The following is a 25792-nucleotide window of genomic DNA, read 5'->3' as shown; positions in this document are numbered from 1 at the left end:
GCAAGCCGTTCAGAAAAAGGGTAAGATTTGTGCAACTGAAGTTTCACCTTTTGCAAAAGGAGAGGAAGGAAGCAGTATGCAGCCTGTCCATCATTATATCCGCCTTACCGAACACCTGCCGCACGCCGTCCAAGGCCAAGCCCTGCCGATCACGCTGGAGGAGATCGCCGCCATCCTCTGCTGCACCCCGCGCAACGCCAAGCTGATCGTCAAGCGATTGGCCGAGCAGAACTGGATGCACTGGCAGCCGGGGCGCGGGCGCGGCCACACATCGCTCGTCACGCTGCAGATCCTGCCGGCCGATCTGCTGTTTTCGCTGGCCCAAGAGCTGGTGCGCACCGGCGACATCCGCGCGGCCAACGAACTGATCGGGCAGTATGCGCCGAACCTGCCCGCCCTGCGCACCCGCTATCAGAGCTGGCTGGCTTCCCACTTCGGCTTCCATGCGGGCGGCGCATCGGGCGCGCCGGACATCTTGCGCATCACGCACAGCAACCCGCTCGATCACCTCGATCCGGCCTTGTGCATCCTGCGCTCGGAGACGCATCTCGTCAAACACATCTTCGACACGCTGGTCAGGCGCGATCCGGCGTCCGGCGACATTCGCCCGCACCTCGCCCATCACTGGGAGATCAGCGCGGACGGCACCGTCTACACGTTTTACCTGCGCAAAAGCGTCCTGTTCCACAACGGGACTGCGCTCACCGCACGAGACGCTGCTTTTACGATGGAGCGCATGCAACGGGAGTCGTTTTTCCCCTGGATGTTCTCCGGAGTCGTGCAGGTGCAGGCGACAGGCGACCTGACGCTGCTGGTGAAGCTCGACGCGCCCAACCAGCTGTTCCTGCACTTCTTAAGCAGCGAGCGCGCCGCCATCGTCCCGGCCGAGTACTGCCGGCAGATCGGCGCCGACTTCCCGCGCCTGCCTGTCGGGAGCGGGCCGTTCAAAGTGATCCGCAACGACGATGCGATGCTGGTGCTGGAAGCGTTCACCCCGTATTTTCGCGAGCGCGCGTGGCTCGACCGCATTGAGATCTGGTTCATGACGGAGCCGAGCGTGCAGTCGACCTTGCAGTACAATCAGCCCACTCCCGGCTGGGCGTCGTCCGGCCAGTTGGAGCGGTCGTTTCAGATGCTCACGTTCAACCTGAACAAGCAGGGCCCGCAACTCCATCCCGCCTTTCGGGAAGCGCTGTCGCTCGCGCTGGACCGCTGCCGGCTGATCGAAGACCTCGGCGGCACCCGCCACGCCCCGGCCACCCGCTTCGATGTGCGCCTGGAGCCGGATGTTCCCGCCGCTGCGCCGCCCGACCCCGGGCGCATTCGCCAGCTGCTTGCGGAGAGCGGCTATGACGGCACACCGCTTCTGCTCTCCACCTATTTCGACGACGACCACATCGAAGACGCCGACTGGATCCAGCGCCAATGCGCCCTCTACGGCATCCCGCTGACCATCCGCCCTTTGCCATACCGCGAGATGATCACGGCGGAGAACATCGCCGCTTCCGACCTGATCCTCGACGGCGCGACGATGGAAGACGACACGGAGATGTCCTACCTCGACCTGCTGCAAACCCGCAGCTCCTTCCTCGCCGACCACCTGAGCCCGGAGCAGCGCCGCCGCAACGCCGCAACGATTCACAAGCTGTTGCAAAAGTCAGACCGCGCAGAGCGGCTCGCCCTGCTGCAGGAGATCGAAGCGGAGCTGTTGGAAAGTCATGCCGTCTTGCCCTTGTACCGCCTGTTTATCACCGTCTCCACGCGGCCCGAGTTGCACGGCGTCAGTTTGAATTCACAGGGTTGGGTAGATTACCGCAACTTATGGTTGAAAGAAGCTCGCGACGAAAGTAAGATTTAAGAGTAAATCAGACACAGGAGGAACCATCCATGCGCTTGCGTTTTACCGGTCTGTGGCGCCATCAGGACTTCATGAAGCTGTGGACGGCGGAGACGGTCTCGATGTTCGGCTCGCAGATCACCTACCTGGCCTTGCCGCTGATCGCCGCTCTGGTGCTCGGGGCAACTCCGACGGAGATGGGCATCCTGGCGGCTGCCGGAACGGTGCCGTACCTGCTGTTTGGGCTGTTTGTCGGGGCATGGGTCGACCGCCTGCCGCGCAAGCCGATCATGCAGATCGCCAACCTGTTTCGCGCCGGGCTGCTGCTGACGATTCCCGCCGCCGCGTTCTGGGAGGTTTTGACGATCGAGCAGCTGTTTCTCGTCGTCTTTCTGACCGGCACGGCGACCGTGTTTTTTGATGTTGCTTCCACTTCTTATCTGCCTTCGGTGATCTCCCGCGAGGATCTGGTCGAAGGCAACAGCAAGTTCGAATTTACCAACTCGCTCTCCCGCATCACCGGCCCTGGTCTGGGCGGCGCGCTGGTGCAACTGGTCACCGCGCCGTTTGCGATCCTCGTTGATGCGGTTGGGTTTCTGGTCTCTTCGCTCCTGCTCACGTTTATCCGCAGGAACGAGACGGTCGAGCAGCCGCAGGGCGGCAAGCAGAACATCTGGAGCGACATCGGCGAAGGGCTGCGCGTGGTGTTCGGCTCGAAGATTCTGCGCCCGATCATCCTCTCGACCGCCGTGTTTAACTTCTGCATGTCGCTGATCCAGCCGATCTTCCTGCTGTTCATCTCCCGCGACCTTGCGCTCGCGCCGACGATGATCGGCCTGATCCTCGGCATGTCGGGCGTCGGCGCGATGATCGGCGCTCTGCTCGCCGGGAAGCTGAAAAACCGCTTTGGCGTCGGCCCGGCAATCGCGTGGGCGATCCTGTTCACCGGCATCTCGATGCTGATGAAGCTGCTCGCCGTCACCTTGCCGACCGCAGGCGCGGTGCCGCTGCTCATGGGCGCGCAGATCGTCGACATGATCATGATCGTCATCTACAACATCAATCAAGTCTCGCTGCGCATGGCGATCACGCCGAACCGCTTGCACGGGCGGATGAACGCATCGATCCGCTTCGTCGTCGTCGGCATCATGCCGCTCGGAGCGCTGGCCGGGGGCTTGCTCGGCGGTGTGGCCGGCGTGTTCAACACGATGATCATCGGCGGTGTCGGCATCATGCTCGCCGCCTGCATCGTGCTCTTCTCCCCGGTGCGCAAGTTGCGCGAAGTGCCGTCAGCGCCGGAGGAGACGGCCGCCTAAAGAAAGCATAGAAAAGAAAAAGACTCTGCAGATGGTCTGCAGAGTCTTTTTTGTGTGGCGGGTGCGTCAGACCCGCTGTTTGGACAGGCGCTGCACGATCGTCTGCACGTGCGGCGCGCGGATGATCGAATAGTGATCGGCGTCGACGCGGGTCACTCGGACGTCGGCCAGCGCTTGCCAGCCGAGGTCGTGCTCCGACGCTTGGAACAGCTCCACGCGCACATCACACGCCGCCGGGCGGTACACCTGCAAGGCGGTGCGGTTGGCGCGGAAGACGTTGAACAGGCGGCGGAACTGCTCAAGGGTGAGATCCGGGAGCAGACCGGTGGCGGTCACGGCGTTGTACAAGTCGTCGACCGTTTGCGGGCGGAAGTGCTGCGCCTGTTCGTCGGTGAGCTGCAGGCCATGCTGTCCGGCGAGGTCGGCGGCGAAGGCGAGCAGGGAGTCCGGCTCGGCTGCTCCGATCCCGTCGCGTGGCTCGTAGGTGTCGAGCATCAGCACATATTCGATCTCCTGACCGGCTGCTTTCAGCTGCGCGGCCAGCTCATAGGCCACCGCGCCGCCGAACGACCAGCCGCCGAGGCGGTACGGGCCATGCGGCTGCACGCGCACGATCTCTTCCGCATAGCGCGCGGCCAATGCGGGGATCGAGGACAGCGGCGTTTCGTCCGTTTCCAGACCGGGCGCTTGCAAGGCGTAGACGGGCATCTCGCCTTGGAACTGGTCGGCCAGCTCGATGTAGCTCAGCACACTGCCGCCGACCGCATGAATCAGGAACAGCGGCGCTGCGTCTCCTGCCGTTTGCAGCGGCACCAGCACGGAGCTGTCCGGCCGCTCCGCTGCATGTTGTCCGAGCAGCCGCGCCAGTTTTTCCACGGTGCGGTGCTCGAACAGGGCGGACAGAGGCAAGGTGCGGGCAAATTCCTTCTCGATCAGCGCCATCAGGCGCAAGGCGAGCAGCGAGTGTCCGCCGAGCTGGAAGAAGTCGTCCTGCACCCCGGCCTGTTCGACGCCGAGCAGTGTGGAGAAGAACCCGGCCAGCGTTTGCTCCGTCAGGCTTCGCGGCGCCACATACGGCGTTTCGCGGCCGCTCTGACTCTGTTCCGGCTTCGGCAGCGCTTTGCGGTCAACTTTGCCGTTCGGCGACAGGGGCAGGCGGTCGAGCACGACAAACGCGGACGGCACCATGTAGGCGGCGAGCTTCGTCTGCAGGTGGTCGCGCAGTTCGCTCACCGACAGCTGGGCGCTGCCTGCAGGCACGACGTAGGCGACGAGGCGCTTGTCGCCGTTTTGCTCGTGGGCGGTGACCACCGTTTCACGGATCGCCGGGTGCGTGAGCAGCACCGACTCGATCTCGCCCAACTCAATGCGGAAGCCGCGGATCTTGACTTGGAAGTCGAGGCGGCCGAGGTATTCCAGCGCGCCGCCGGGCAGCCAGCGGGCAAGGTCACCCGTCTTGTACAGACGCCCGTACGGCGTTTGCAGGAACCGCTCCGCCGTCAGCTCCGGACGGTTGTGATAGCCGATCGCCAACTGCTCCCCGCCGATGAACAGCTCGCCCGGCACGCCGACCGGGACGGGCATCAGGTGTTCGTCGAGCACATACAGCGCCGTGTTGGCGACGGGGCGGCCGATCGGCACGAGCTGCAAGCGGCTGCCCGGCTCGCACTCCCAATAGGTGACGTCGACCGATGCTTCGGTCGGGCCGTAGAGGTTGTGCAGGCGTCCGGACAGCTTTTGGTAAAACTTTTCCTGCAGGTCAAACGGCAGCGCTTCGCCGGAACACATCACCTGGCGCAGGGTGGTGATCGACGACAGCTCCTGCTCTTCCAGGAACAATTGCAGCATCGACGGGACGAAGTGCATCGTCGTGATCCGCTCCCGCTTGATCAGATCGAGCAGGTAGCGGCTGTCTCCGTGTCCGCCCGGCTTGGCGACGACAAGCGCCGCGCCGGTCATCAGCGGCCAGAAGAACTCCCAGACCGAGACGTCGAAGGAGAACGGCGTCTTCTGCAGCACGCGGTCGGCGGAGGTCAGCCGATACTCCTCCTGCATCCAGAGCAGGCGGTTCGCGATGCCGCGATGCGGGACGAGAACGCCTTTCGGTTTGCCGGTCGAGCCCGAGGTGTAGATCATGTAAGCCGGATCGTCCAGCCCGGCCGATGCGACGAGATCCGCTCCTGCCCCGGTCGTCAGGTCGAGCAGATCGACGCAGAACGTCTTGCTTTGTGCCGCCGGGAGCCGATCGGCGAGGTGCGACTGGGTGAGCACCACGTCGGGTGCCGCATCCTGCTGCAGGAAGGCGAGGCGCTCGGCCGGATACTCCGGGTCGAGCGGGACGTACGCGCCGCCCGCCTTGAGGATCGCGAGCAGGGAGATCACCAGTTCCAGCGAGCGTTCCATCGCCACGCCAACGAGATGACCGCGCGTGACGCCCTCCTCCTGCAAGGTGCTGGCGAGGCGGTTGGCGCGCGCGTTTAAGTCGGCGTAGGTCAAAGCGCTGTCCTGGAAGACAACCGCTTCAGCCTGCGGGGTGCGGGCGACTTGCGCTTCGATCAGGCGGTGCAGCGGGTGCAGGTCGTACGCGCGCATCGTCTCGTTGAAGCTGCGCAGCAGCGAGTGTTCGTCATAGCTGAGCAGGTTGGCTTTTTCATAGGAGTTCGCCGGGTCTTGCGCCATGTCGCGCAGCACAAATTCATAGTACCCGGCCACGCGCTGCATCTGCTCCGCCGCAAACTCGGATGCGTCCCAGCGGACTTGCATTTTCAATTGGGCTGTGACGAGGTCTTGCGAGCATTCCACGCCGAACGCGAAGTTGGTGTCGGCGGTGGCGTTGAAGTCGACCACTTCCACTTCCTGCACCTCTTGCAGAGCTTCGTAGACGTGGAAGTGGGTGAAGTTGAAGGCCGCTTCGAACAGCGGCTGCCCGCCGAGCTCTTGCTGCACCTGCGCCATTGGATAGCGGCGGTGCGGGAGCAGTTCCTGCTCCGCTTCGAACGCGCCGCGCACAAGGTCGAGCCAGGTGCCGCCTGCGAGGGTCAGCCGCAGGGGCAGCGTGTTCAGGAACAGGCCCAGTGTGCGCTCCCCGTCCTCCGCCTCGGTGCGCCCGCCCGCGACGAGGCCGGTCACCACGTCCGGCTGTCCGGTCAGCAGGCTCATCACCCGCAGATGCGCCGCCAGCAAAATGCTCTTCACCGGCACGCCCGCCGTGCGTGCTACTTCCTTGAGCCGCTCGGATACGTCTTCCGGGATCGCGACTTCGGCGTAGTTGATTCTGCTTGCGCTCTCCATGCTGAGAGGAAGGCGGGGCAGCGTGCCAAAATGGGCAGCGGCGAGTTTCTCCTGCCAGAACTGCGCGGACGCTTCCGACCGCAGCGCCTGCTGCTCCAGCGCGACATAGTCGCGGAACTCCGCCTGCAGGGGCGGGTCGCTGATCGCTTCCCCGCGCAGCAGCGCCGCATAGGTGCGGAACAGCTCGGTCAGCAGGGAGGCGACGCTCCAGCCGTCGAGGATGGCGTGGTGCTCGGTCAGGCCGAACTGCACGGTGTCATCGGTCAGCAGGTGCAAGGTGACGCGCAGGAGCGGCGCCTGCGACCAGTCGAAGCGGTTCTGCAGCTCCGTCTCCTGCCAGCGCGCCAGTTCAAGCTCCTGCTCCGCTGCGCTGCGTTCGCGCAGGTCGATCACCCGCAAAGGCAACTCCACCCGCTCCTGCACCAGCTGCAACGGCTCGCTGTAGCCGGTCAGGTCGAACGACGTCCGCAGGATGGCATGGTTCTGCAACAGCCGCTCCAGCGCCCGCTGGAACGTTTCCACCGCGAGCTCCCCGCGCAGCTTGTAAGAGGTCACGTTGTGGTAAGCGATGGTGTCTTCCGTAAACGCGCTGTGGAACAGCATCCCCGCCTGCAGTTTCGTCAGCGGATAGGCGTCTGCCACGCCGTCCGGGAGCAGGTTCCGGTCCGCTTCGCTCAGCAAGGCGAACGGAGCCAGGCGCGGTACGCTTGCCGCCACATGGCCCTCTCCCGCCTTGGCAGCCAGCCCGCGGATCGTCGGATAGCGGAACAGGTCTTGCAGCGTGAGCGGCAGTCCGGCTGCCGTCGCTTGCGACAAGATCCGGATCGACAGAATCGAATCGCCGCCCAGCTCAAAATAGTTGTCGTCAATCCCGACTTCCCCGACGCCAAGCACTGCCGCCCAGATCGCGGCGAGCTGCTCCTGCACCGCGTTTTCCGGCGCGGCATATTCACTGCGGCGGCCGGTCGTACCGTTCGGGGCCGGGAGCGCTTGGGTATCGGTCTTGCCGTTGGCGGTCAACGGCAGCTCCGGGAGGAACACGAACGCCGACGGCACCATATAGTCGGGCAGCGTCTCCTGCAAAAACGCGCGCAGGTCGCCGACTGCCGCCTCCTGTCCATCTTGCAGCACGAGGTAGGCCACGAGACGCTTGTCGCCCGGCGCGTCTTCGCGGACGATGACCACCGCCGCTCGGACTTCGGCATGTTTGGCGAGCGCAGCTTCGATCTCGCCGAGCTCGATGCGGAAGCCCCGCACTTTCACCTGATGGTCGATGCGGCCTTGATACTCCAGCTCCCCGTTCGGCAGATAGCGGGCCAAGTCGCCCGTCTTGTACAGCCGTGCGGCCGGGTCGTCTGAGAACGGATGGGCAAGGAACCGCTCTGCCGTCAAGTCCGGGCGGTTTAGGTAGCCCCGCGCCAGACCTGCGCCGCCGACATACAGCTCTCCGCGCACACCGGGCGGCACCGGCTGCAGATTCGCGTCGAGCACATACAGCTCCAAGTCCGGGATCGGCTCCCCGATCACCGAGCCGATCCCGCTCTCCACGTCGTGCAGCCCGATCGGGCGGTAGGTGACGTGCACGGTCGTCTCCGTGATGCCGTACATGTTAACCAACTGCGGCTGCTGATCGCCGTGCCGCGCAAACCACGGCTTCAAGCTCTGCAGTTCCAGCGCCTCGCCGCCGAAGATCACATAGCGCAGGGCAAGTTCGCTGCCCGCGTCCGCTTTTTCCTCCGCCGCGATCAGCTGGCGGAAGGCGGAAGGGGTCTGGTTCAGCACCGTCACCCGTTCGCGGCGGAGCAGTTCGCAAAACGCTTCCGGCGAGCGCGAGACGAGGTACGGCACGACGACCAGCTTGCCGCCGTACAAGAGCGCCCCCCACAGCTCCCACACAGAAAAGTCGAACGCGTAGGAGTGGAACAGCGTCCAGACATCCTGTTCATCGAACCCGTACCAGCGCTCCGTCGCCGCCATCAGCCGCCCGACGTTGCGGTGCGGGATCAACACGCCTTTCGGATGGCCCGTCGAGCCCGATGTGTAGATGATGTAGGCAAGATGGTCGGGCGACATCGCCACCTCGAGGTTCTCCCCGCCTTGCGCGCCAATCGCCGCCGCATCGCGGTCGAGGCACACCGTCATCGCCGCCGTCGCAGGCAGCGTCGCCAACAGCTGCGATTGCGTGACGAGCAGCCCGATCCCCGCGTCTTCCAGCAAAAACGCCAGCCGCTCTTGCGGATAGGACGGGTCGAGCGGCACATACGCCGCCCCCGCCTTCAGGATGCCGAGGATGCCGACCACCATGTCCAGCGACCGCTCCACCGCCAAGCCGACCAGCTGCTCCGGCCCCGCGCCCTGCTGCTGCAGATAGCGGGCCAGGCGGTTGGCGCGCTCGTTCAGCTCGGCATAGGTCAGACCTTCTCCCTCATACCGCACCGCCGTTCGCTCCGGCGTGCGCGAGACCTGCGCTTCGAACAGCTCTTGCAGGCACAGCTCCTGCGGGAAGCGCTTCGTTTCACGCTGCCAGCTCGCCAGCAGCGCCTGCCGCTCCGCCAGAGAGAGCAGCGGCAGCGCGGCCACTTTCGCTTCCGGCCGCTCGATCATCGCCAGCAATATCGTCTGCAGATGGCCGAGCATTCCTTCGATGATCCCGCGCGCGAACATCTTGCCGTCATAGTGAATCTCAAACGTCACTTCGTCGGCCGGCGAGACCTGCAGGTTGATCCCGTAGTTCGTGAATTCGACCTGCTCGCCGACGCGGTACAGCCCCAGATCGTGCTGCTGCTCCTGAAGCGTCGCGTCGAGCGGATAGTTCTCGACGACAACCAGCGTGTCGAACAGCTGAGTACCGCCGGGCAGCGCGCTCCATTTTTGCACCTGCACGAGCGGGGAGTATTCGTATTGCCCCATGTCCACCTGCTGATCGCGCAGCTTGCGGACGAGCGTTACCACCGTGTCGTCCGCTGCGAGCTGCACCCGCATCGGCAGGGAGTTGATGAACATCCCGACCATCGACTCCACGCCTTGCAGCGCCGCAGGACGGCCGGAGACGGTGACGCCAAACACCACGTCGTCCTCCCCGCTGTAGCGCGCCAGCAACACGCCCCATGCCGCCTGCACGAACGAGCCCAGCGTCACGCGGTTGCGGCGGGCCAGGGATTGCAGCCGCTCCGTGTCCTGAACGGAGAGCACCAGGGCCGCTTTTTCAAAAGCGCCGCTGTGCTGCTCGGCAGCAGGCTTCTGCAGCGGCAGCGGCGTCGGAGCGGAGAACCCTTGCAGCAAGCTGCGCCAGTACGACTCGGCCTGCTCCAGGTTCTGCTGGCGGAGCCAGCGGATGTAGTCACCGTAGGAGCGCGCTTCGGTCAGCCGGACCTCGCGCCCCTGCGTCTTCGCCTGATACAAGGCCAGCACTTCCTGGATCACGACCGGCATCGACCAGCCGTCCATCAGCAGGTGGTGCGAACTCCAGACCAGCCGGTACACCTCGTCCGCGAAGCGGAGCAGGCACAGGCGCATCAACGGCGCGTCGGTCAACTGGAAGCCCTTGCGGCGATCCTCCTGCAAAAACGCGGCAAAACGCGCCTCGCGCTCCTCCGCCGTCAGCCCGCGCCAGTCTAAGTGCGCAAACGGCACGGTGACCTGCTTGTAGACGACCTGCACCGGCTTCTCCAAGCCCTGCCAGTGGATCTCGGTGCGCAGCGCAGCGTGGCGCCCGGTCACGTCCTGCCACGCCTCCTGCAGCGCCCCGGCATCGAGGTTCCCCTCGATGCCCAGACGAAACTGCACGAAATACACGCCCGACTCCGGCTCCATCAACGTGTGGAAGAGCATCCCCTGCTGCAGCGGTGTCAAAAGAAAAATATCTTCAAGGTTGTCGATTCTCATGGGTTCCCTACTTTCCTTTCGCACAGATTCGCGCGATCAATTGATCGAGGTCGGACGCGGACAGCTCCGCATCCGGGAAATCGGAAGGCGTGTACCCGCCCGCCTCCGGGTCCTGACAGTGCCGGATGATCGCCGTAAGCGTGGCGAGATAGCGGTCTGCCAACTGCTGCACCGTCTTGGCGGTATGCAGATTCTCGCTGTACGAGAACGTCACCGCCAGCTGTCCCGAGGAGATCGAGCAGCCGACGCCGAGCGGATACGGGCGGATGCTGTGCGGGCTGCGGTCGAAGCCTTTCGACTCTTCCGCCGGGCCGAACAGCGACGGAGCTTCCGAACGGCCGCTGTCGAACTGGCCGAGATAGTTGAACGAGAGGTCGGCCGGCGGCACCTGCGGCATGCCGCGCAGATAGCGCAGGAGACCGTATCCGACACCGCGGTTCGGGATGGAGCGCAGGTGTTCTTTGACGCTTTTGATCACCGCGCCTGCATCGCGGCGGTCGCCGGTCGTCTCCAGCACAATCGGATAGAGCGACGTGAACCAGCCGACGGTGCGCGAGGTGTCCGTGCCGCCGAACAGTTCTTCGCGGCCGTGCCCTTCCAGGTCGACGCGCACGGAAGACGCTCCGCTCCATGCGGTCAACACGTCGGCCAGCGCCGCCAGCAGCAAGTCGTTGATGCCGGTGTTGTACGCGCCCGACACGTCGTGCAACAGCGCCGAAGTCTCCGCCTGGCCGAGCAGGACGGTGATGCTTCGGGCCGTGTCTTCGCGGTTCTCGCCGCGCGCGTGGTCGAGCGGAAGTCGGCCCGCAGCTTGCGGCATGCCGTTCCAGAACGCGATCTCCTCATCCAGACCGCCATCCTGCACGAATTGATGCAGCGCTTCCGACCAGTGTTTGAACGATGTCGTCTTCGCCGGAAGCTGCCCGCCCGCATAAGCGGTCTGCAGGTCTTCCATCAAGATGCGCCACGACACGCCGTCCACCGCGATGTGATGGATGACGACGAGCAGGCGGCCCGGCTGGCCTGCGCCGAGGTCGAACAGAGCGGCGCGCAAGAGCGGCCCGTTGGCGAGGCTCAGGCTCGCCTGCACGCGGTTGGCATGGCGCTCCAGCGCCGCGGTCTGCTCCTCGTCGGCGAGCTGCGACAGGTCGATTTTTTCCAACAGTGCGGCCGCTTCGATCTCGGCAAACGACAAGCGGCCATCTTCGCGCACCCGCAGGCGCAGCGCATCGTGGTGGACGAGCAGCTTTGCAAGCGCCGCTTCCAGCTGCTCTCCGTCGAGCGGCTCGCGGACTTCCAGCAGCACCGATTGGTTCCAGTGCTGCGGCTCCGGCTGGGCCTGATCGAGGAACCACTGCAAGATCGGCGTCGGGCGCAGGTCGCCGGTGATCAGGCCCTGCTCGGCTTCGGCCGGCGCGCTTGTGCCGACCACGCCCGCCAACCCGGCGATCGTCTGGTGCTCGACGAGCTGCTTCGGCGTGAAGTGCAGCCCGGCCTGTTTCGCGCGGGAGACGACTTGGATGCTCAGGATCGAGTCGCCGCCCAGCTCGAAGAAGTTGTCATGCACGCCGACCTGCGTCAGCCCGAGCACACCGGCCCAGATCTTCGCCAGCGTCTGCTCGGTCTCGCTCTGCGGCGCGACGTACGTCTCCTCGGCCGCGATGCGGGCTTGCTGCGGGGCGGGCAGGGCTTTGGTGTCGACTTTGCCGTTCGGGGTCAGCGGCAGGGATTCCAGCACGACAAACGCCGTCGGAATCATGTAGTCGGGCAAGGCCGCTTCCAGCTGCGCGCGCAGCTCCGGCACCAACGAGCGGGCGAACTTGGCGTGCAGCGGGTTGTTGGCGTAGCGGTGCCACGCCAGACGGCGCTCGTTGCGCGCTGCCTGACGGGATATCCGATCCCGCGCGGCGCCCGCCCGGGTGAACAGCACGTCGAACGTGCCGTCAACGCGGGAGTCGGGACGGGTCACTTCGACCTGCCAGCCCGCCCGTTCGAACGCATAGAGGTCTTCGATCTCCACGCCCGCTGCGCCGGACTCCGCCTGCAGCAGACGGCGCAGTTCGCCGACCGTCTGCGGCTTGTCATCGCGGCTGAGCCATTCGGCCGCCCGCACCGCGTCGGCGATGCGCGCGTCCGGGAGGTGCGAGAAGGCGAGCTGCTCCACCTGTCCGGCTGCCGCAGCCAATTTGTGCTGCAACTGGCCGACCGTCAGGCCATCGCGCTGCCAGTCTGTCCAGACGACATCGGCAGGAGCTGTGCTCTCGCCGATGTGCAGGATCACATCATAGCGGAACGCCGTCAGTTCGTTGCGGTACACGCCGCGCTTCGGGCGGATCTGTACGCGGCCGATCTTCGGCAGGTGCCCTTGCAGCGCGTGGAAGAAGGACGGATCGACGACCAGCTCGCCGTCGCGCTCGACGGCGCTCTGCACGCGCTGGCGCAGGATGTCGGTAGCGGTCGCGTCGTCCGCTTTGAACAGCTCGATCGAGCTGTGGAACGCTTCGAGCAAGGGCAGGCTGCGCACGTCGCCGAGGAAGACGCGTCCGCCCGGCGCGGTTTTGTCCACCGCGCCTTCGATCACCCGCAAGAGGTAGTCGATGCTCGGGAAGTACTGCAGGACGGAGTTGATGATGATCGTGTCAAGCGTCTCGCTCTCCACGCCGCTCAGATCGTCCGCGACGCGCTCTTCGACGCGGACGTGGGCGTATGTTTCCGGGAGGGTCTGCATGTACCGATCGAGGCTCTGAATGGCGCTCTTGGAAAAATCGGCGCCGACATACGACTCGGCATGCGGAGCGACCCGGTACAGGATCAGACCTGCGCCGCAGCCGATCTCCATCGTCCGGCCCGGCGCCTGCTCCAAGATGCGATTGATCGTGTGGTCGAGCCACTCGCGCATCTCCGCTTCCGGCAAGGTCTCACCGGTGTAGGACGAGTTCCAGCCGAGGATGTTAAACGTCTCCGCCCCGCTGTCTGCCGCCTGTGCAGTGTACGACGTGTAGTAGGAGTCGAACATCTCCTCCCACGCATGGACCTGCTCGCTTTGCAGCTCGGAGCCGCCCGTCGTCTCTTCCGGCTTCGGAACGACATAGGCGACGATGCGTTTATGGCCGTCGTCTTCGCGAACGATCACCGCCGAGTCGAGTACGCCGTCCTGCAGGTTGATCTGCTCCTGAATCTCGCCGAGCTCGATGCGGTAACCGCGAATCTTCACCTGATGGTCGGCGCGGCCGACAAACTCCAGCTGGCCGTCCGCCAGCCAGCGCACGATGTCGCCGCTGCGGTACAGCCGCGCGTCGGCCGCTTCAGAAAACGGATGCGGCACGAAGCGCTCCGCCGTCAGCTCGGGGCGGTTCAAGTAGCCGCGCGCCACGCCGACGCCGCCGATGTACAGCTCGCCCGGCACGCCGATCGGCACCGGCTGCAGGTTCGGGTCGAGCACGTAGACTTCGGTGTTCGGCAGCGGCCGTCCGATGTTGAGGTCGCGCTCCGCCTCCACCACGTGCACGGAGGAGCCGACGGTGGTCTCGGTCGGGCCATACGCGTTCAGCACGCGCCTCCCCTCCTGCATCCAGCGCAAAGCGATCTCCTTCGTGAACACTTCGCCGCCCGGCGCGACCGCCAACAGGTCGGGCAGGTCGTTCGCAGGCGTCGCCGCCAGCACGGACGGCGTGGTCAGCAGCGTCGTGATCTTGCGCTCGCGCAGCAGTTCGGCCAAGTCCGGGCCGGGCAGCAGGCGGTTCTTGTCTTCGAGGATCAGCGCCGCCCCGTTGCCGAGCGCCACCGAGATCTCCCCGAGCGACACGTCGAACGACGAAGCGACAAACTGCAGCACCCGGGAGCTGGCGTCCACGCCCAGCGCGTTCGAAAAATGCGCCGCGAAGTTGCACAGCCCGCGGTGTTCAACCAAGACGCCTTTGGGCAGCCCGGTCGAGCCGGAGGTGAAGATGGCGTAGGCCAGGCTGCGCTCCGTCGCTTCGCTCTGCACAGGCGCACCGCTCTCCCCCGCGAGTTCTTCCCGGCAGGTGTCGAGCGGCACCACGCGTTGCACCGCACCTGCAAACTGCTCCACATACGCCTCTTGCGTCAGGAGCAGTTCCGCTTTTGTCTCGCGCAGGATGTAGGATAAACGGTCCAGCGGATAGGACGGATCGAGCGGCACATACACCCCGCCCGCCTTCATGATGCCGAGCAAGGAGAGGATCAGCTCAAACGAGCGGTCCATCGACACGCCGACAAACGTCCCGTGCCCGACACCGTTTTGCTGCAGCCAGCGCGCGAGGGAGTTGGAGCGGGCGTCGAGTTCCCGGTAGCTCATCGGCCGGCCTTGGCACTCCAGCGCGGTCGCGTCGGGCGCTTTGGCCGCCTGTCTGCTCACCAGCGCCGGGAAGGTGATCCCGTCCGGGAACGGCGCCCGTTCGACCGCCCACTCCTCCAGCAGCAGACGGCGCTCGTCTTCCAACAGGAGCGGCACGTCGTCCAGCTTCAGCTCCGGGTCGCGGGTGACCGCCGCGAGCACACGTTGCAGATGTCCGGCCAAGCGCTCGATCGTCTCCCGCTCATACAGGTCGGCGTCGTACTCCAGCACGGCGTCAAACACGCCGTCCTGCTCCGCCATAAACAAGGTGAGGTCAAATTTGCTCGTGCCCGCTTCTGTCTCCAGCTGGGTCAAAGTCAGCCCCGGCAGCTCGAACGTCGCTTGCGGCGTGTTCTGATAGACGAAGACGACGCGAAACAGCGGCGACTGGGTCAGATCGCGGTCCGGCTGCAGCTCTTCGACCAGCTTTTCGAACGGCAGGTCCTGATGGGCGAACGCCCCCAGCGCCACTTCGCGCACGCGTCCGAGCAGGTCGCGGAACGCCGGGTTGCCGGACAGGTCGGTGCGCAGGCCGAGCGAGTTGACGAAGAAGCCGACCAAACCTTCGATATCGGGACGGTTGCGGTTGGCGACGCCCGAGCCGATCAAGAGGTCATCCTGCCCGGTGTAGCGGTACAACACCGTCTGGAAGGCGGCGAGCAGCGTCATGAAGTCGGTCGCCCCTTCGCGGCGCGACAGCCGTTGAATGCTCGCCGACAGCTCCTTCGAGAGCCGGAACGCATAATGGCTGCCCCGGTACTTCGGCACCGCCGCGCGCGGCCGGTCGGTCGGCAAGTTCAAGACCGGCACGTCGCCGCCCAATTTGTCCCGCCAGTAGGCGAGCTGGGCGTCAAGCACCTCGCCTTGCATCCACCCGCGCTGCCAGACGGCAAAATCGGCATAGCCGATCGAAAGCGGCGGCAGCGGCGAGCGTTCGCCTTGCACAAAGGCGCGGTACAAGGTCAGCAGCTCGTTCGTAAACACCGCCCGCGACCAGCCGTCGTTGACCGTGTGGTGCGTGCCGAAGACGAAGATGTGCTCGTCCTCGGCCAGCTTCAACAGGCGCGTGCGCAGCAGCGGCCCTTGCGCGAGGTCGAACGGCGTGGCCGTCTCGACGGCGATCAGGCGCTGTGCTTCCGCTTCCCGCTCTGCCTGCGGCAGATGCGTCAGGTCGGTCAGGTCGATCTTCACGTCCAGCTCCGGGCGGATGATCTGCACGCCGATGCCCTCCACTTCGGCAAACACGGTGCGGAACGCTTCATGGCGCGCCACCAGCGCATCGACGGCGAGCTGCAGCGCGGCGGTGTCCAGCTGTCCCTGCATGCGGGCCGGGTAGATCATGTTGTAGATCGTGCTCATCGGCTCCAGCTGCTGCAGGTACCACAGGCGCTGCTGGGCAAACGACAACGGCAGCGGCCGGTCGCGGGGCACTTGCGGGATCGGGGTGTGCATCAGCACCGCGTCCGACTTCAGCCCGTCTTCCACCACGCGGGCCAGTTCGGCCACCGTCGGCCGCTCAAACAGCAAGCGCAGCGGCAGGTCGAGCCCAAACACCTCGCGCATCCGCGTGATCACCTGCGTCGCCAGCAGCGAATGCCCGCCGCTGGCAAAAAAGTTGTCGTGTACGCCGACCCTATCCCGCTGCAGAATCCCCGCCCAGATCCCGGCGATCACGCCTTCCGCCTCTGAGCGCGGGGCGACAGATACGCCGCCAGACGCTCGGGAAAAATCGGGCTTGGGCAGCGCGCGGCGGTCCACTTTGCCGTTCGCCGTGAGCGGCAGCCGGTCGAGGCGGAGCAAGGAAGACGGCAGCATGTAGGCAGGCAGTTTGCTTTGCAGGTCGCGCAGCAGCACGCCCGCATCGGGCAGCGCCTGCTCCGCCGCCGCGACATACGCCGCCAGCCGGGCCTCGCCCGCCGCGTCGGTCACAGCCAGCACGACGGCCGCCTGCACCGCCGGATGCGCTGCCAGCAGCGCTTCGATTTCGCCCGGCTCGACGCGGAAGCCGCGCACTTTGACCTGATCGTCGGCGCGGCCGAGGAACTCGATCTTCCCGTCGGGCAGCCAGCGCGCCAAGTCGCCGCTGCGGTACAGCCTGCCTGCGCCAAACGGGTTGGCGAGAAAGCGCTCCGAGGTCAGCTCCGCCCGGTGCAAATACTCCCGGGCCACTTGCGCGCCGCCGATGTACAGCTCGCCCGGCACGCCGATTGGCACCGGCTGGCCGTTGGGATCGAGCAGGTGCACCTCCACGTTGGGAAGCGGCCGCCCCAGCGGCACCGTCGCACCGCGCTGCCCCGGTTCGATCTTGTTGGTCAGCACGCCGACGGTCGTCTCCGTCGGGCCGTAATGGTTGTAGAGCTGGAGAGCAGGCGCAGCTTGGCACACTTTTTCCACCAGCTCCGCACGCAGCGCTTCGCCGCCGAACACCAGTCGGCGCTGCGGCAAGATCGGCAGTCCCGCCGTCAGCAGGGCGCTGAGATGGGCGGGAACGATCTTCAGGCAGTCGAGCGGATGCCGTTCCAGATACGCGGCCAGCAATTGCGGGTCGGCGATGCGCTCGGAGCCGATCACGTGCAACGTGCCGCCGAAGCCGAGCGCCGGGAAGACCATCGTGTTCCCGAGGTCGGCCGCCAGCGTGGAGACGGTCGCATAGCTCATCCCCGGCTCCAGCTCCAGCGCGCCGGTGATCGCGTCGAGGTAGTTGAGCAGGTTCCCGTGCTCGATGGCGACGCCTTTGGGCGTGCCTGTCGAGCCGGAGGTGTAGATGACATAGGCGAGCGAACGCTCCGCCGCCAGTGTCGGCAAGTCTTCCGCGCTGTGCAGGGCGATCTCCGCTGCAGCCTGCTCCAGGCAGACGGCCGCGGCGGTCGCCGGCAAACGTTCGAGCAGCAGCTCCTCGGTCAGCAGCAGCTGCAAGCCGGCATCTTCCAGCAAAAATCCGATCCGCTCCGGCGGCAGTCCGGTGTCGAGCGGCACGTACGCACCGCCCGCCTTCAAGACGCCGAGCAGGGCGATGATCATCTCCGGCGAGCGTTCCAGGAACAGCCCGACGCGCACGTCCGGCCCGACGCCTTGCGCTTGCAAAAAGCGGGCGAGGCGGTTGGCGCGCCCGTTCAGCTCGGCGTAGGTCAGCGTCTCGTCTTCAAAGACCAGCGCGGTCCGCTCCGGCGTCTCGGCCGCCTGCTTGGCAAAGCGCTCCTGCAACAGCCCCTGGGCGGCATATTCCCGGCGGGTGCCGTGCCAGTCTGACGGCAGCTCCGTCACCAGCGGCACTTGGCCGATCGGGAGGTCAGGCTGGTTGACCAGCCCTTGCAGCAGCGCCTCGAAATGCTGCAACAGACGCGCCGCGCTGTCCGGGCGGAACAGGTCGGTGTTGTATTCCAGATAGCCTTGCAGGTCGTCTTCATATTCGACCATCGACAAGTTGAGGTCGTATTTCGCCGTATCGCCTGCGATGTCGAGCAGCACAAGCGACAGCCCGGCCAGTTCCAGCTGCTGCAGCGGTGCGTTTTGCAAGGTGAACAAGACTTGGAACAGCGGCGGCACGCTCAGGCTGCGCTCCGGCTGAAGCTCTTCGACCAGCTTTTCAAACGGCACGTCAGCATGGGCCAGCGCGTCGATCGACGTCTGTGCGACGCGGCGCAGCAGCTCGCGAAACGAGAGGCTGCCGTCCAGTTCGGTGCGCAGGACGAGCGTGTTGATGAAAAAGCCGATCAGCCCTTCGATCTCGCTGCGGCTGCGCCCTGCGTTCGGCGAACCGACGGCGATGTCGTCCTGCCCGCTGTAGCGGTGGAGCAGTGTTTTGTAGGCGGCGAGCAAGGTCATGTACAGCGTGACGCCTTCCTGCGCGCCCAACGCTTTCAGTTGCTCGGTCAACGCGTGCGGCAGCGTGAAGCTGATCTTCGCACCGCGGTGCGTCATCACCGCCGGACGCGGGAAGTCGGTCGGCAGCTGCAGGACGGCCGGAGCCGTCCCGAGCTGCCGTTTCCAATAGCCGAGCTGCTTGGCGAGCGCGTCGCCGCCCAAGGTGTCTTTTTGCCAGTGGGCGTAATCGGCATACTGGATCGGCAGCGGAGACAGAGGCGTTGGCTTGCCTTGGGAAAACGCTTCATACAATGCGGCGAACTCGCGCGTGAACACGCCGGTCGACCACCCGTCCGACACGATGTGGTGGAGTGTGATCACCAGCACGTGCTCCTGTTCGGCGAGCTTGAGCAACGCCACGCGCAACAGCGGACCGTTTTGCAGATCGAAAGGATGGGACGCTTCGGCCTGCACGAGGCGTTCGCGCTCCGTCTCCCGCTCTTCGGCCGGGAGACGGGTCAAGTCATGAACATGGATCGGAACGTGTGCGCCGTTTGTGATCACTTGCACCGGCTGCCCGTCCTGCAGAGCAAAGACGGTGCGCAGCGCTTCGTGGCGCAGGGCGATCTCCTGCACGGCAAGCTGCAGCGCTTCGGTGTGCAGGACGCCGCGAAGACGCAAGGCGTACGGGATGTTGTACAGCGTGTTGCCCGGGTCCAACTGATCGAGAAACCACAATCGCTGCTGAGCGAACGACAAGGGCGCGGGCCCGCTGTCCGGGCGCTTCGGAATGCCCTGCTTGGTTTCGGCAGGTTTCTTGGCGCGCATCATCTTGTCTAACAGCGCCTGTTTGGCGTCGGAGAGTTCGGAACGTCTTCTACTGCGGTCGGTCGTCGACACGGCTCATCACCTCTTAGGAGTAGTCTTGTTGGGAAAGCCTTGCGTCGGCTTCTTCGTCGGTCATCGCTTCCAGTTTTTCGATCAGCAGGTCTTCGATGCGGATCGCCAGCTTTTCGATCGTCGGCTCTTCGAACAAGGCGCGCAGAGGCAGGTCGATCTCGAACGTGTCGCGCACGCGGGAGATCAGCTGCACGGCGAGCAAGGAGTGGCCGCCGAGATCGAAGAAAGAGTCGAACGCGCCGACCCGCTCCAATCCGAGCAGTTCGATCACGATCTCCGCCAGCGTCTCTTCGACCGGCCCTTCCGGCGCGACGTACTCCTGCTCCAGCTCCGGGCGGGAGGCGTCAGGCAGGGGCAGCGCTTTGCGGTCGGTCTTGCCGTTGGCGTTATGCGGCAAGGATTCGAGGATCAGCACCCAGGACGGCACCATGTACTCGGGCAATTTTTGCTTGAGATAGTGGCGCAGATCGCTTGCGGTCGGGAGTTCTCCCACCGTTTCGAACAGCGAGACGTACCCGGCGAGGCGCTTGTTGCCCGCATCGTCCTCGATCACCGTCACCGCCGTCGCTTTGACGGCCGGATGCTGGCCGAGCACGTTTTCGATCTCGCCGAGCTCGACGCGCTGGCCGCGGATCTTCACTTGATCGTCTTGCCGGCCGAGGAAGCGGATCGCCCCGTCTGCAAGGTAGCAGCCGCGGTCGCCCGTCTTGTACATCTTCTCGCCCGGGCGGAACGGATTGTCGACAAAAGCGGCCCCGGTGCGCTCCGCATCGCCGAGGTAGCCTGTCGCCAGCCCCACGCCACCCAAGTACAAGTCGCCCGCCACGCCAATCGGCACCGGCTGCAGCTGCGCGTCGAGAATGTAGACGGTGTTGTTGTCGATCGGGCGGCCGACGGAGACGATCTCGCCTGCCGCTGCATCCGCTTCCGAGCAGATGTGAATCGTCGAGTCGATCGACACTTCGGTCGCGCCCCACGTGTTGGTCAGGAGGCCCGGCATCTTGTCGAGGAAGCGGCGCACCAGCTCGGAGCGCAGCGCTTCGCCGGAGGAGACGGTGATGCGCAGGCGATGCAGCCCGGCGCGGTCGGCGTCGGTCAGCTCGTCGAGCACGAGGCCCAGCATGCTCGGGACGAACTGGAGCAGGGAGACTTCGTACTTCACCGCCGCGTCAAGGATCGCGCGCGGGTCGCGGTGCAGGCCCGGTTCGAGCAGGGCGATGCGCGCGCCGGTCATGAGCGGCCAGAACACTTCGACCGCCGAGTCGTCGAACGTCATCGTCGTTTTCTGCAAGGCGGTTTCCGCTGCGCAGAGCCCGTGCTGATTTTGCATCCAGCACATGCGGTTGACCCAGCCCCGGTGGTGTGACGCGACGCCTTTGGGCTTGCCGGTCGAGCCGGAGGTGTAGTAGATCGAGATGAGGTCGTCCGGCGTGACGCCCGACTCCGGCTTGGTGCGGTCGTGCGCGGCGATCTCCGCCCAGCCGCTGTCGAGGAATACCCAGGCGGTCGCCTCGGACGGGAGTTTGTCGCGCAGATGCTCTTGCGCGAGGCAGACCGGCGCCGCAGCATCGGTGATCACCTGCGCAAGGCGTGCCGTCGGCACTTCGCTGTCCAGCGGGACGAACGCGCCGCCCGCTTTCAGCACGCCGACGAGCGCGACGATCAGCTCCGGCGAGCGCTCGACGCAGACGCCGACCGGCACGTTCGGGCCGACGCCTGCCGCTTGCAGGTGACGGGCGAGCTGGTTGGCGCGCCCGTCAAGCTCGGCGTACGTCAGCGTGTCGGAGCCGAAGATGACGGCGATGTTGTCGGGCGTCTGCTGCACCTGCGCTTCGAACAGCTCGTGCAGGCAGACGTTGTCCGGGAACGGGACGGCGGTGTCGTTCCAGCCGTAGAGCAGCTGCTCTTGTTCGGCCGCGCTGAGCAGCGGCATCTGGGACAGCGCGCGCGAACTGTCGGCGGCGATGGCGTGCAGCAGGTGGCTGAAATGGCCGGCCAGGCGCGCGATGGTCGCTTCCGCAAACAGGTCGGTGTTGTATTCAAAGACGGCAGCCAGTTCGCCGTCCTCTTCCGCGATCAGCAAGGTCAGGTCAAATTTAGCCGTGTTGTGGGCGAGCTCGAACAGCTCCATCTCCACGCCGGAGAGCTCCAAGGCGGCAAACGGCGTGTTTTGCAGGACGAACATCGTCTGGAACAGCGGCGTGTACCCGAGGTTGCGGTTGTCGTCCAGCGCTTCGACCAGCTTCTCGAACGGCATGTCGCCGTGTGCATAAGCGTCGAGAGCGGTCTGCTTGACGCGGCCGAGCAGTTCGCGAAACGTCGGGTCGCCGGAGAGGCTGGTGCGCAGGACCAGCGTGTTCACGAAGCAGCCGATCAGCCCTTCCGTTTCGCGGCGATTGCGCCCGGCGACCGGCGAGCCGACAAGGATGTCGTCCTGGCCGGTGTAGCGGTGCAGCAGCGTCTGGTAGGCGGCGAGCAGCGTCATGTACAAGGTCGCGCCCGTTTCCTGAGCGAGCGCGTGCAGCCCGGAAGCGGTCTCACGCGGGATGGTCAGATGCAGCGTCGCGCCGTTGAACGTCTGCACGGGCGGACGGGGGTAGTCGGTCTGCAGCTGCAGGACGGGCAGGTCGCCGGAGAGCTGTTGCTGCCAGTAGCCGAGCTGCTCTTCCAGCACCTCGCCTTGCAGCCAGTCGCGCTGCCACGCAGCATAGTCGGCGTATTGGATGCGAAGCGGCTCCAAGGCGGGCGCTTGGCCGCTGGCAAACGCTGCGTACAGCGTAGCCATCTCGCGGATCAGCACCGCGACCGACCAGCCGTCGGCGATGATGTGATGCATCGTGAAGAGCAGGATGTGCTTCTTCGGACGGAGCGTCAGCAGCATCGCGCGCAGCAGCGGGCCTTGTTCGATGTCGAACGGGCGAAACGCTTCCGCTGCGGCGATCGCTGCCACTTCGGCCCGCTGCGCATCCTGCGGGATCTGCTGCAAGTCGCGGATCGTGATGGCGAGCGGCTCTGCGGCCCGGATGTTGAGCTGCGCACGCCCTCCCGACTCCGTGAAGGTGGTGCGCAGCGCTTCATGGCGTTCGAGGAGCGCGTCAAAGCTCTTTTGCAGCGCGTCCACGTTCAGGCTTCCCTTCATGCGCACGCCAGAAGAGATGTTGTACGCCGCCGTATCCGGCTCCAGTTGGGTCAGGAACCAGAGGCGCTCCTGCGCAAAAGACAACGGCAGTGCGCCGTCGCGGGTGACCGCTGGGATCGCCGCTTGGGGCGTCTTGGCCGACTCTCCTTTGAACAGGTCGATCTGCGCGGCCAGCCCGGCCAGCGTCGGCTGCTCAAACAAGCTGCGCAAAGGCAGCTCCACGCCAAACTTCGCCTGCAGGCGCGAGACCGCTTGTGTGGCCAGCAGCGAATGCCCGCCGAGCTCAAAAAAGTTCGCATCGGCGCCGATCTCCCCGTGCCCCAGCACTTCCGTCCACACGGCGGCCACGCCATGCTCGGTCTCCGTGCGCAGCGGAACCAGCCCGCCGCTTGGCACGGCGTGCGGTGCCGGCAAGGCGCGGCGGTCGACTTTGCCGTTCGGGAGCGTCGGGATCTCGTCGAGATGGACGATCACCTGCGGCACCATGTACTCGGGCAGCTCTTGCTGCAAAAAGAGTTTCAGGCCGTCTGTCGCCACGCCTGTAAAGTAGGCGGCGAGCTGCCCGTCCCGGACGACCGCAACGGCCCCCGCCACCTGCGGATGCTTGAGCAGCGCCGCTTCCACTTCGCCAAGCTCAATCCGAAAGCCGCGCACTTTGACCTGTTCATCGGTGCGGCCGAGGCTGTCGAGCGTGCCGTCGGGCAGCCAGCGCACGACATCGCCGGTGCGATAGGCCGCACCGGCGATGCCGGGCAAGGTCACAAAGCGCTCGGCCGTAAGTTCCGGACGCTGCAGATAGCCGCGCGCCACGCCCGCCCCGGCGATGTACAGCTCGCCAGGCGTGCCGATCGGCACCGGCTGCAGGTGCTCATCGAGCACATACAGGCGGTAATTGGCGAGCGGTCGCCCGATCGGCACCACCGCATCCGCTCCGGCATGCTCGGCCCGCCACACGGTGGCCGTCACCGTCGTTTCGGTCGGCCCGTAGGTGTTGAGCAACGTGGTTCGCTCACTGCCGGGCAAGGACTGCCAGATTTGCAGATCGCCGCGAGACGCTTTTTCCCCGCCGATGACGGTCAGCCGCAGCGATTCGGGCAACGCTCGGCCTTGCAGCTCGCGCGACCAATGCTTCCAATACGCGGTCGCCGCGTTGAACACCGTGATCCGCTCCCGCTCCAAAAAGCGCAGGAAGTCGGCCGGCGCCAGCAGTTCCTCCTCGCGCAGCACCAGCGCCGCGCCGCACAGCCAGGTCGGGAACACCTCTTCGACAGCGATGTCAAAGGAGATCGAGGAAAACTGCAGCACGCGGTCCTCCTCGGTCAGGCTGTACTGCGGCACGATCGCCTGCATGTGGTTGACGAGCGAGCGGTGCTCGATCATCACGCCTTTCGGGCGGCCGGTCGAGCCGGAGGTGTAGATCACGTAGGCGAGATGCTGTTCAGCGACGCCGCTGTCCACATTCTCCGCGCTTTCCGCTGCAGTCGCCTCCCGCTGTGCATCGGCCGCAAACACCGTCACGCCAGCCACGGCCGGAAGCTGCGGCAGGAGCGCCGACTCGGTGAGCAGGAGCCGGGTGCCGGAGTCTTCGATCATCAGGCGCAGGCGCTCCGCCGGGTACTGCGGGTCGAGCGGAAGGTAGGCGCTGCCCGCCTTCAAGATCGCCAGCAGCCCGACCGCCAAGTCGAGCGAGCGGCGCAGCGAAACGCCGATCACCCTATCCGGCCCGGCGCCGAGCTGCTGCAGACGGCGGGCGAGCTGGTTGGCGCGCGCGTTCAGCTCGGCGTAGGTCAGCGTCTCCGCCCCGGCTTGCACGGCGATCCGGTGCGGCAGGCGCGCGGCCGTCGCTTCGATCAGCCCGTGCGCCGTCACGCCGCTTCGGAACGTCTGCGGCGCCTGTCCAAACGCTTCCAGCTGCGCAAGCTCTTCGCCCGGCAGCAAGGTCAGTGTCGCCAACGGTTGGTCAGGCGCTGCGGCGATGCTCGCAAGCAGCGTGGTGAACCGTTCGCCAAGGCGCACGATCGTCTCCTCGTCGAACAGCTCGCAGTTGTATTCGAACTCTGCGGTCAGCCCCTGCCCCGTCTCGGCCATCGTCAGGGTCAGGTCGTATTTGGCGATGCCAAGCTCAACCGGCTCGACCGTCGCCTGCAGATCGCCAAGCATCAGCCCGTCGAAATACTCGCTTTGCAGGTCGAACATCGTCTGGAACAGCGGCGAGACGCCCGGCACGCGCTCCGGCTGCAGCTCCTCGACCACTTTTTCAAACGGCGCTTCGCCGTGCGCCAGACCGTCGAGCACCGTCCGCTTCACTTGGGTGAGCAGGTCTTGAAAGCTCATGTCTGCCGCCAGATCGGCGCGGAAGACCACGTTGTTGACGAAAAAGCCGATCAGTTGCTCGATGCCCTCTTCGTCACGCCCCGCCGCCGGGGAGCCGACGAGCACGCTCTTCTGGCCCGTCCAGCGCAACAGCAGCGCCTGATAGGCGGCCAGCAGCGTCATGAACAGCGTCGCGCCGCCCGCCTGCGCCAGCTCGCGCAGCGCTTGGGACAGCTCCGGCGACACCGCGGTGCGCACGACAGCGCCTGCAGCCGCTTCCCGTACCGTGCGCGGGCGGTCGGTCGGCAGGGCGAGCACCGTTTCTGCCCCTTGCAGCTGCTCCGCCCAATAGTGCAGCTGCTCCTGCAGCACCTCGCCTTGCATCCAGTCCTGTTGTGACACCGCGTAGTCTGCGTACTGCACAGGCAGCGCCACAAGCGGCGCAGTTGCATCGGCCGCTGCGGCGAACGCTGCGTACAGTGAGGACAGCTCGCGGATCAGCACGCCGACCGACCAGGCGTCCGAGACGATGTGATGCATGGCGATCAACAGCAGGTGCTCCGCCGCTCCACAGCTGTACAGCACGGTGCGCAGCAGCGGCCCTTGCTGCAGGTCGAACTGGCGTTTCGCCGCTTCTGTCGCCAGCGCTTTCGCTTGCACCAGCGAATCTGCCTGCACGTCCAGCAGCTCTGTGGACGGCTCGGTGGCGATCACCTGCACCAGCTCATCGTCCTCCACCGCAAACACGGTGCGCAGGATCTCATGGCGCAGGACGATCTGCTCCAGGCAGCGGGCCAAGGCGTTCCGGTCGAGCGAGCCGTTGATCCGCACGGTCGCCGCCATCGTGTAGACGGCATTTTCCTCCAACAACTGATCGACAAACCACAGCCGCCGTTGGGCAAACGAGGCGGGCAGCACATACACTTCGGTCGATTTCTTCATTCTGTGGT

Annotated in this window: 3 protein-coding genes and 5 pseudogenes; 2 read left to right on the top strand and 6 right to left on the bottom strand. The window is 65.6% G+C overall.

Annotated elements, in window-relative coordinates:
* Nucleotides 1-76 precede the first annotated feature (76 nt).
* Nucleotides 77-1858, top strand: a complete 1782-nt coding sequence (locus EV586_RS06755) for an SgrR family transcriptional regulator (protein ID WP_165898368.1) — start codon at nucleotides 77-79, stop codon at nucleotides 1856-1858.
* Between the two features lie 29 nt (nucleotides 1859-1887).
* Complete coding sequence (locus EV586_RS06750) at nucleotides 1888-3153, top strand: MFS transporter (protein WP_132944312.1); 1266 nt, start codon at nucleotides 1888-1890, stop codon at nucleotides 3151-3153.
* Nucleotides 3154-3219: 66 nt separating this feature from the next.
* On the opposite strand, the pseudogene EV586_RS21840 reads toward EV586_RS06750, so the two are convergent.
* The 6 genes and pseudogenes from EV586_RS21840 to EV586_RS06735 form a co-directional block, all read right to left on the bottom strand.
* A pseudogene (locus EV586_RS21840) lies at nucleotides 3220-7071 on the bottom strand (amino acid adenylation domain-containing protein); the annotation flags it as partial.
* Between the two features lie 96 nt (nucleotides 7072-7167).
* Nucleotides 7168-10329, bottom strand: a pseudogene (locus tag EV586_RS21835) (non-ribosomal peptide synthetase); the annotation flags it as partial.
* Nucleotides 10330-10336: 7 nt separating this feature from the next.
* Nucleotides 10337-13216 (bottom strand): annotated as a pseudogene (locus EV586_RS21830) (condensation domain-containing protein); the annotation flags it as partial.
* 162 nt (nucleotides 13217-13378) lie between these two features.
* Nucleotides 13379-14692, bottom strand: a pseudogene (locus EV586_RS21825) (non-ribosomal peptide synthetase); the annotation flags it as partial.
* An 84-nt stretch (nucleotides 14693-14776) separates the two neighbouring features.
* Nucleotides 14777-19318, bottom strand: a pseudogene (locus EV586_RS21820) (amino acid adenylation domain-containing protein); the annotation flags it as partial.
* Nucleotides 19319-19403: 85 nt separating this feature from the next.
* Nucleotides 19404-25784 (bottom strand): non-ribosomal peptide synthetase, encoded by a 6381-nt coding sequence (locus EV586_RS06735; protein ID WP_132944309.1) that lies wholly within the window; start codon nucleotides 25782-25784, stop codon nucleotides 19404-19406.
* Nucleotides 25785-25792: the final 8 nt, after the last annotated feature.

It is taken from the genome of Tumebacillus sp. BK434 (assembly GCF_004340785.1).
Classification (GTDB): domain Bacteria; phylum Bacillota; class Bacilli; order Tumebacillales; family Tumebacillaceae; genus Tumebacillus_A.
The sequence above is the reverse complement of the archived record's forward strand: the minus strand, read 5'-3'. Positions and strand labels throughout refer to the sequence as shown.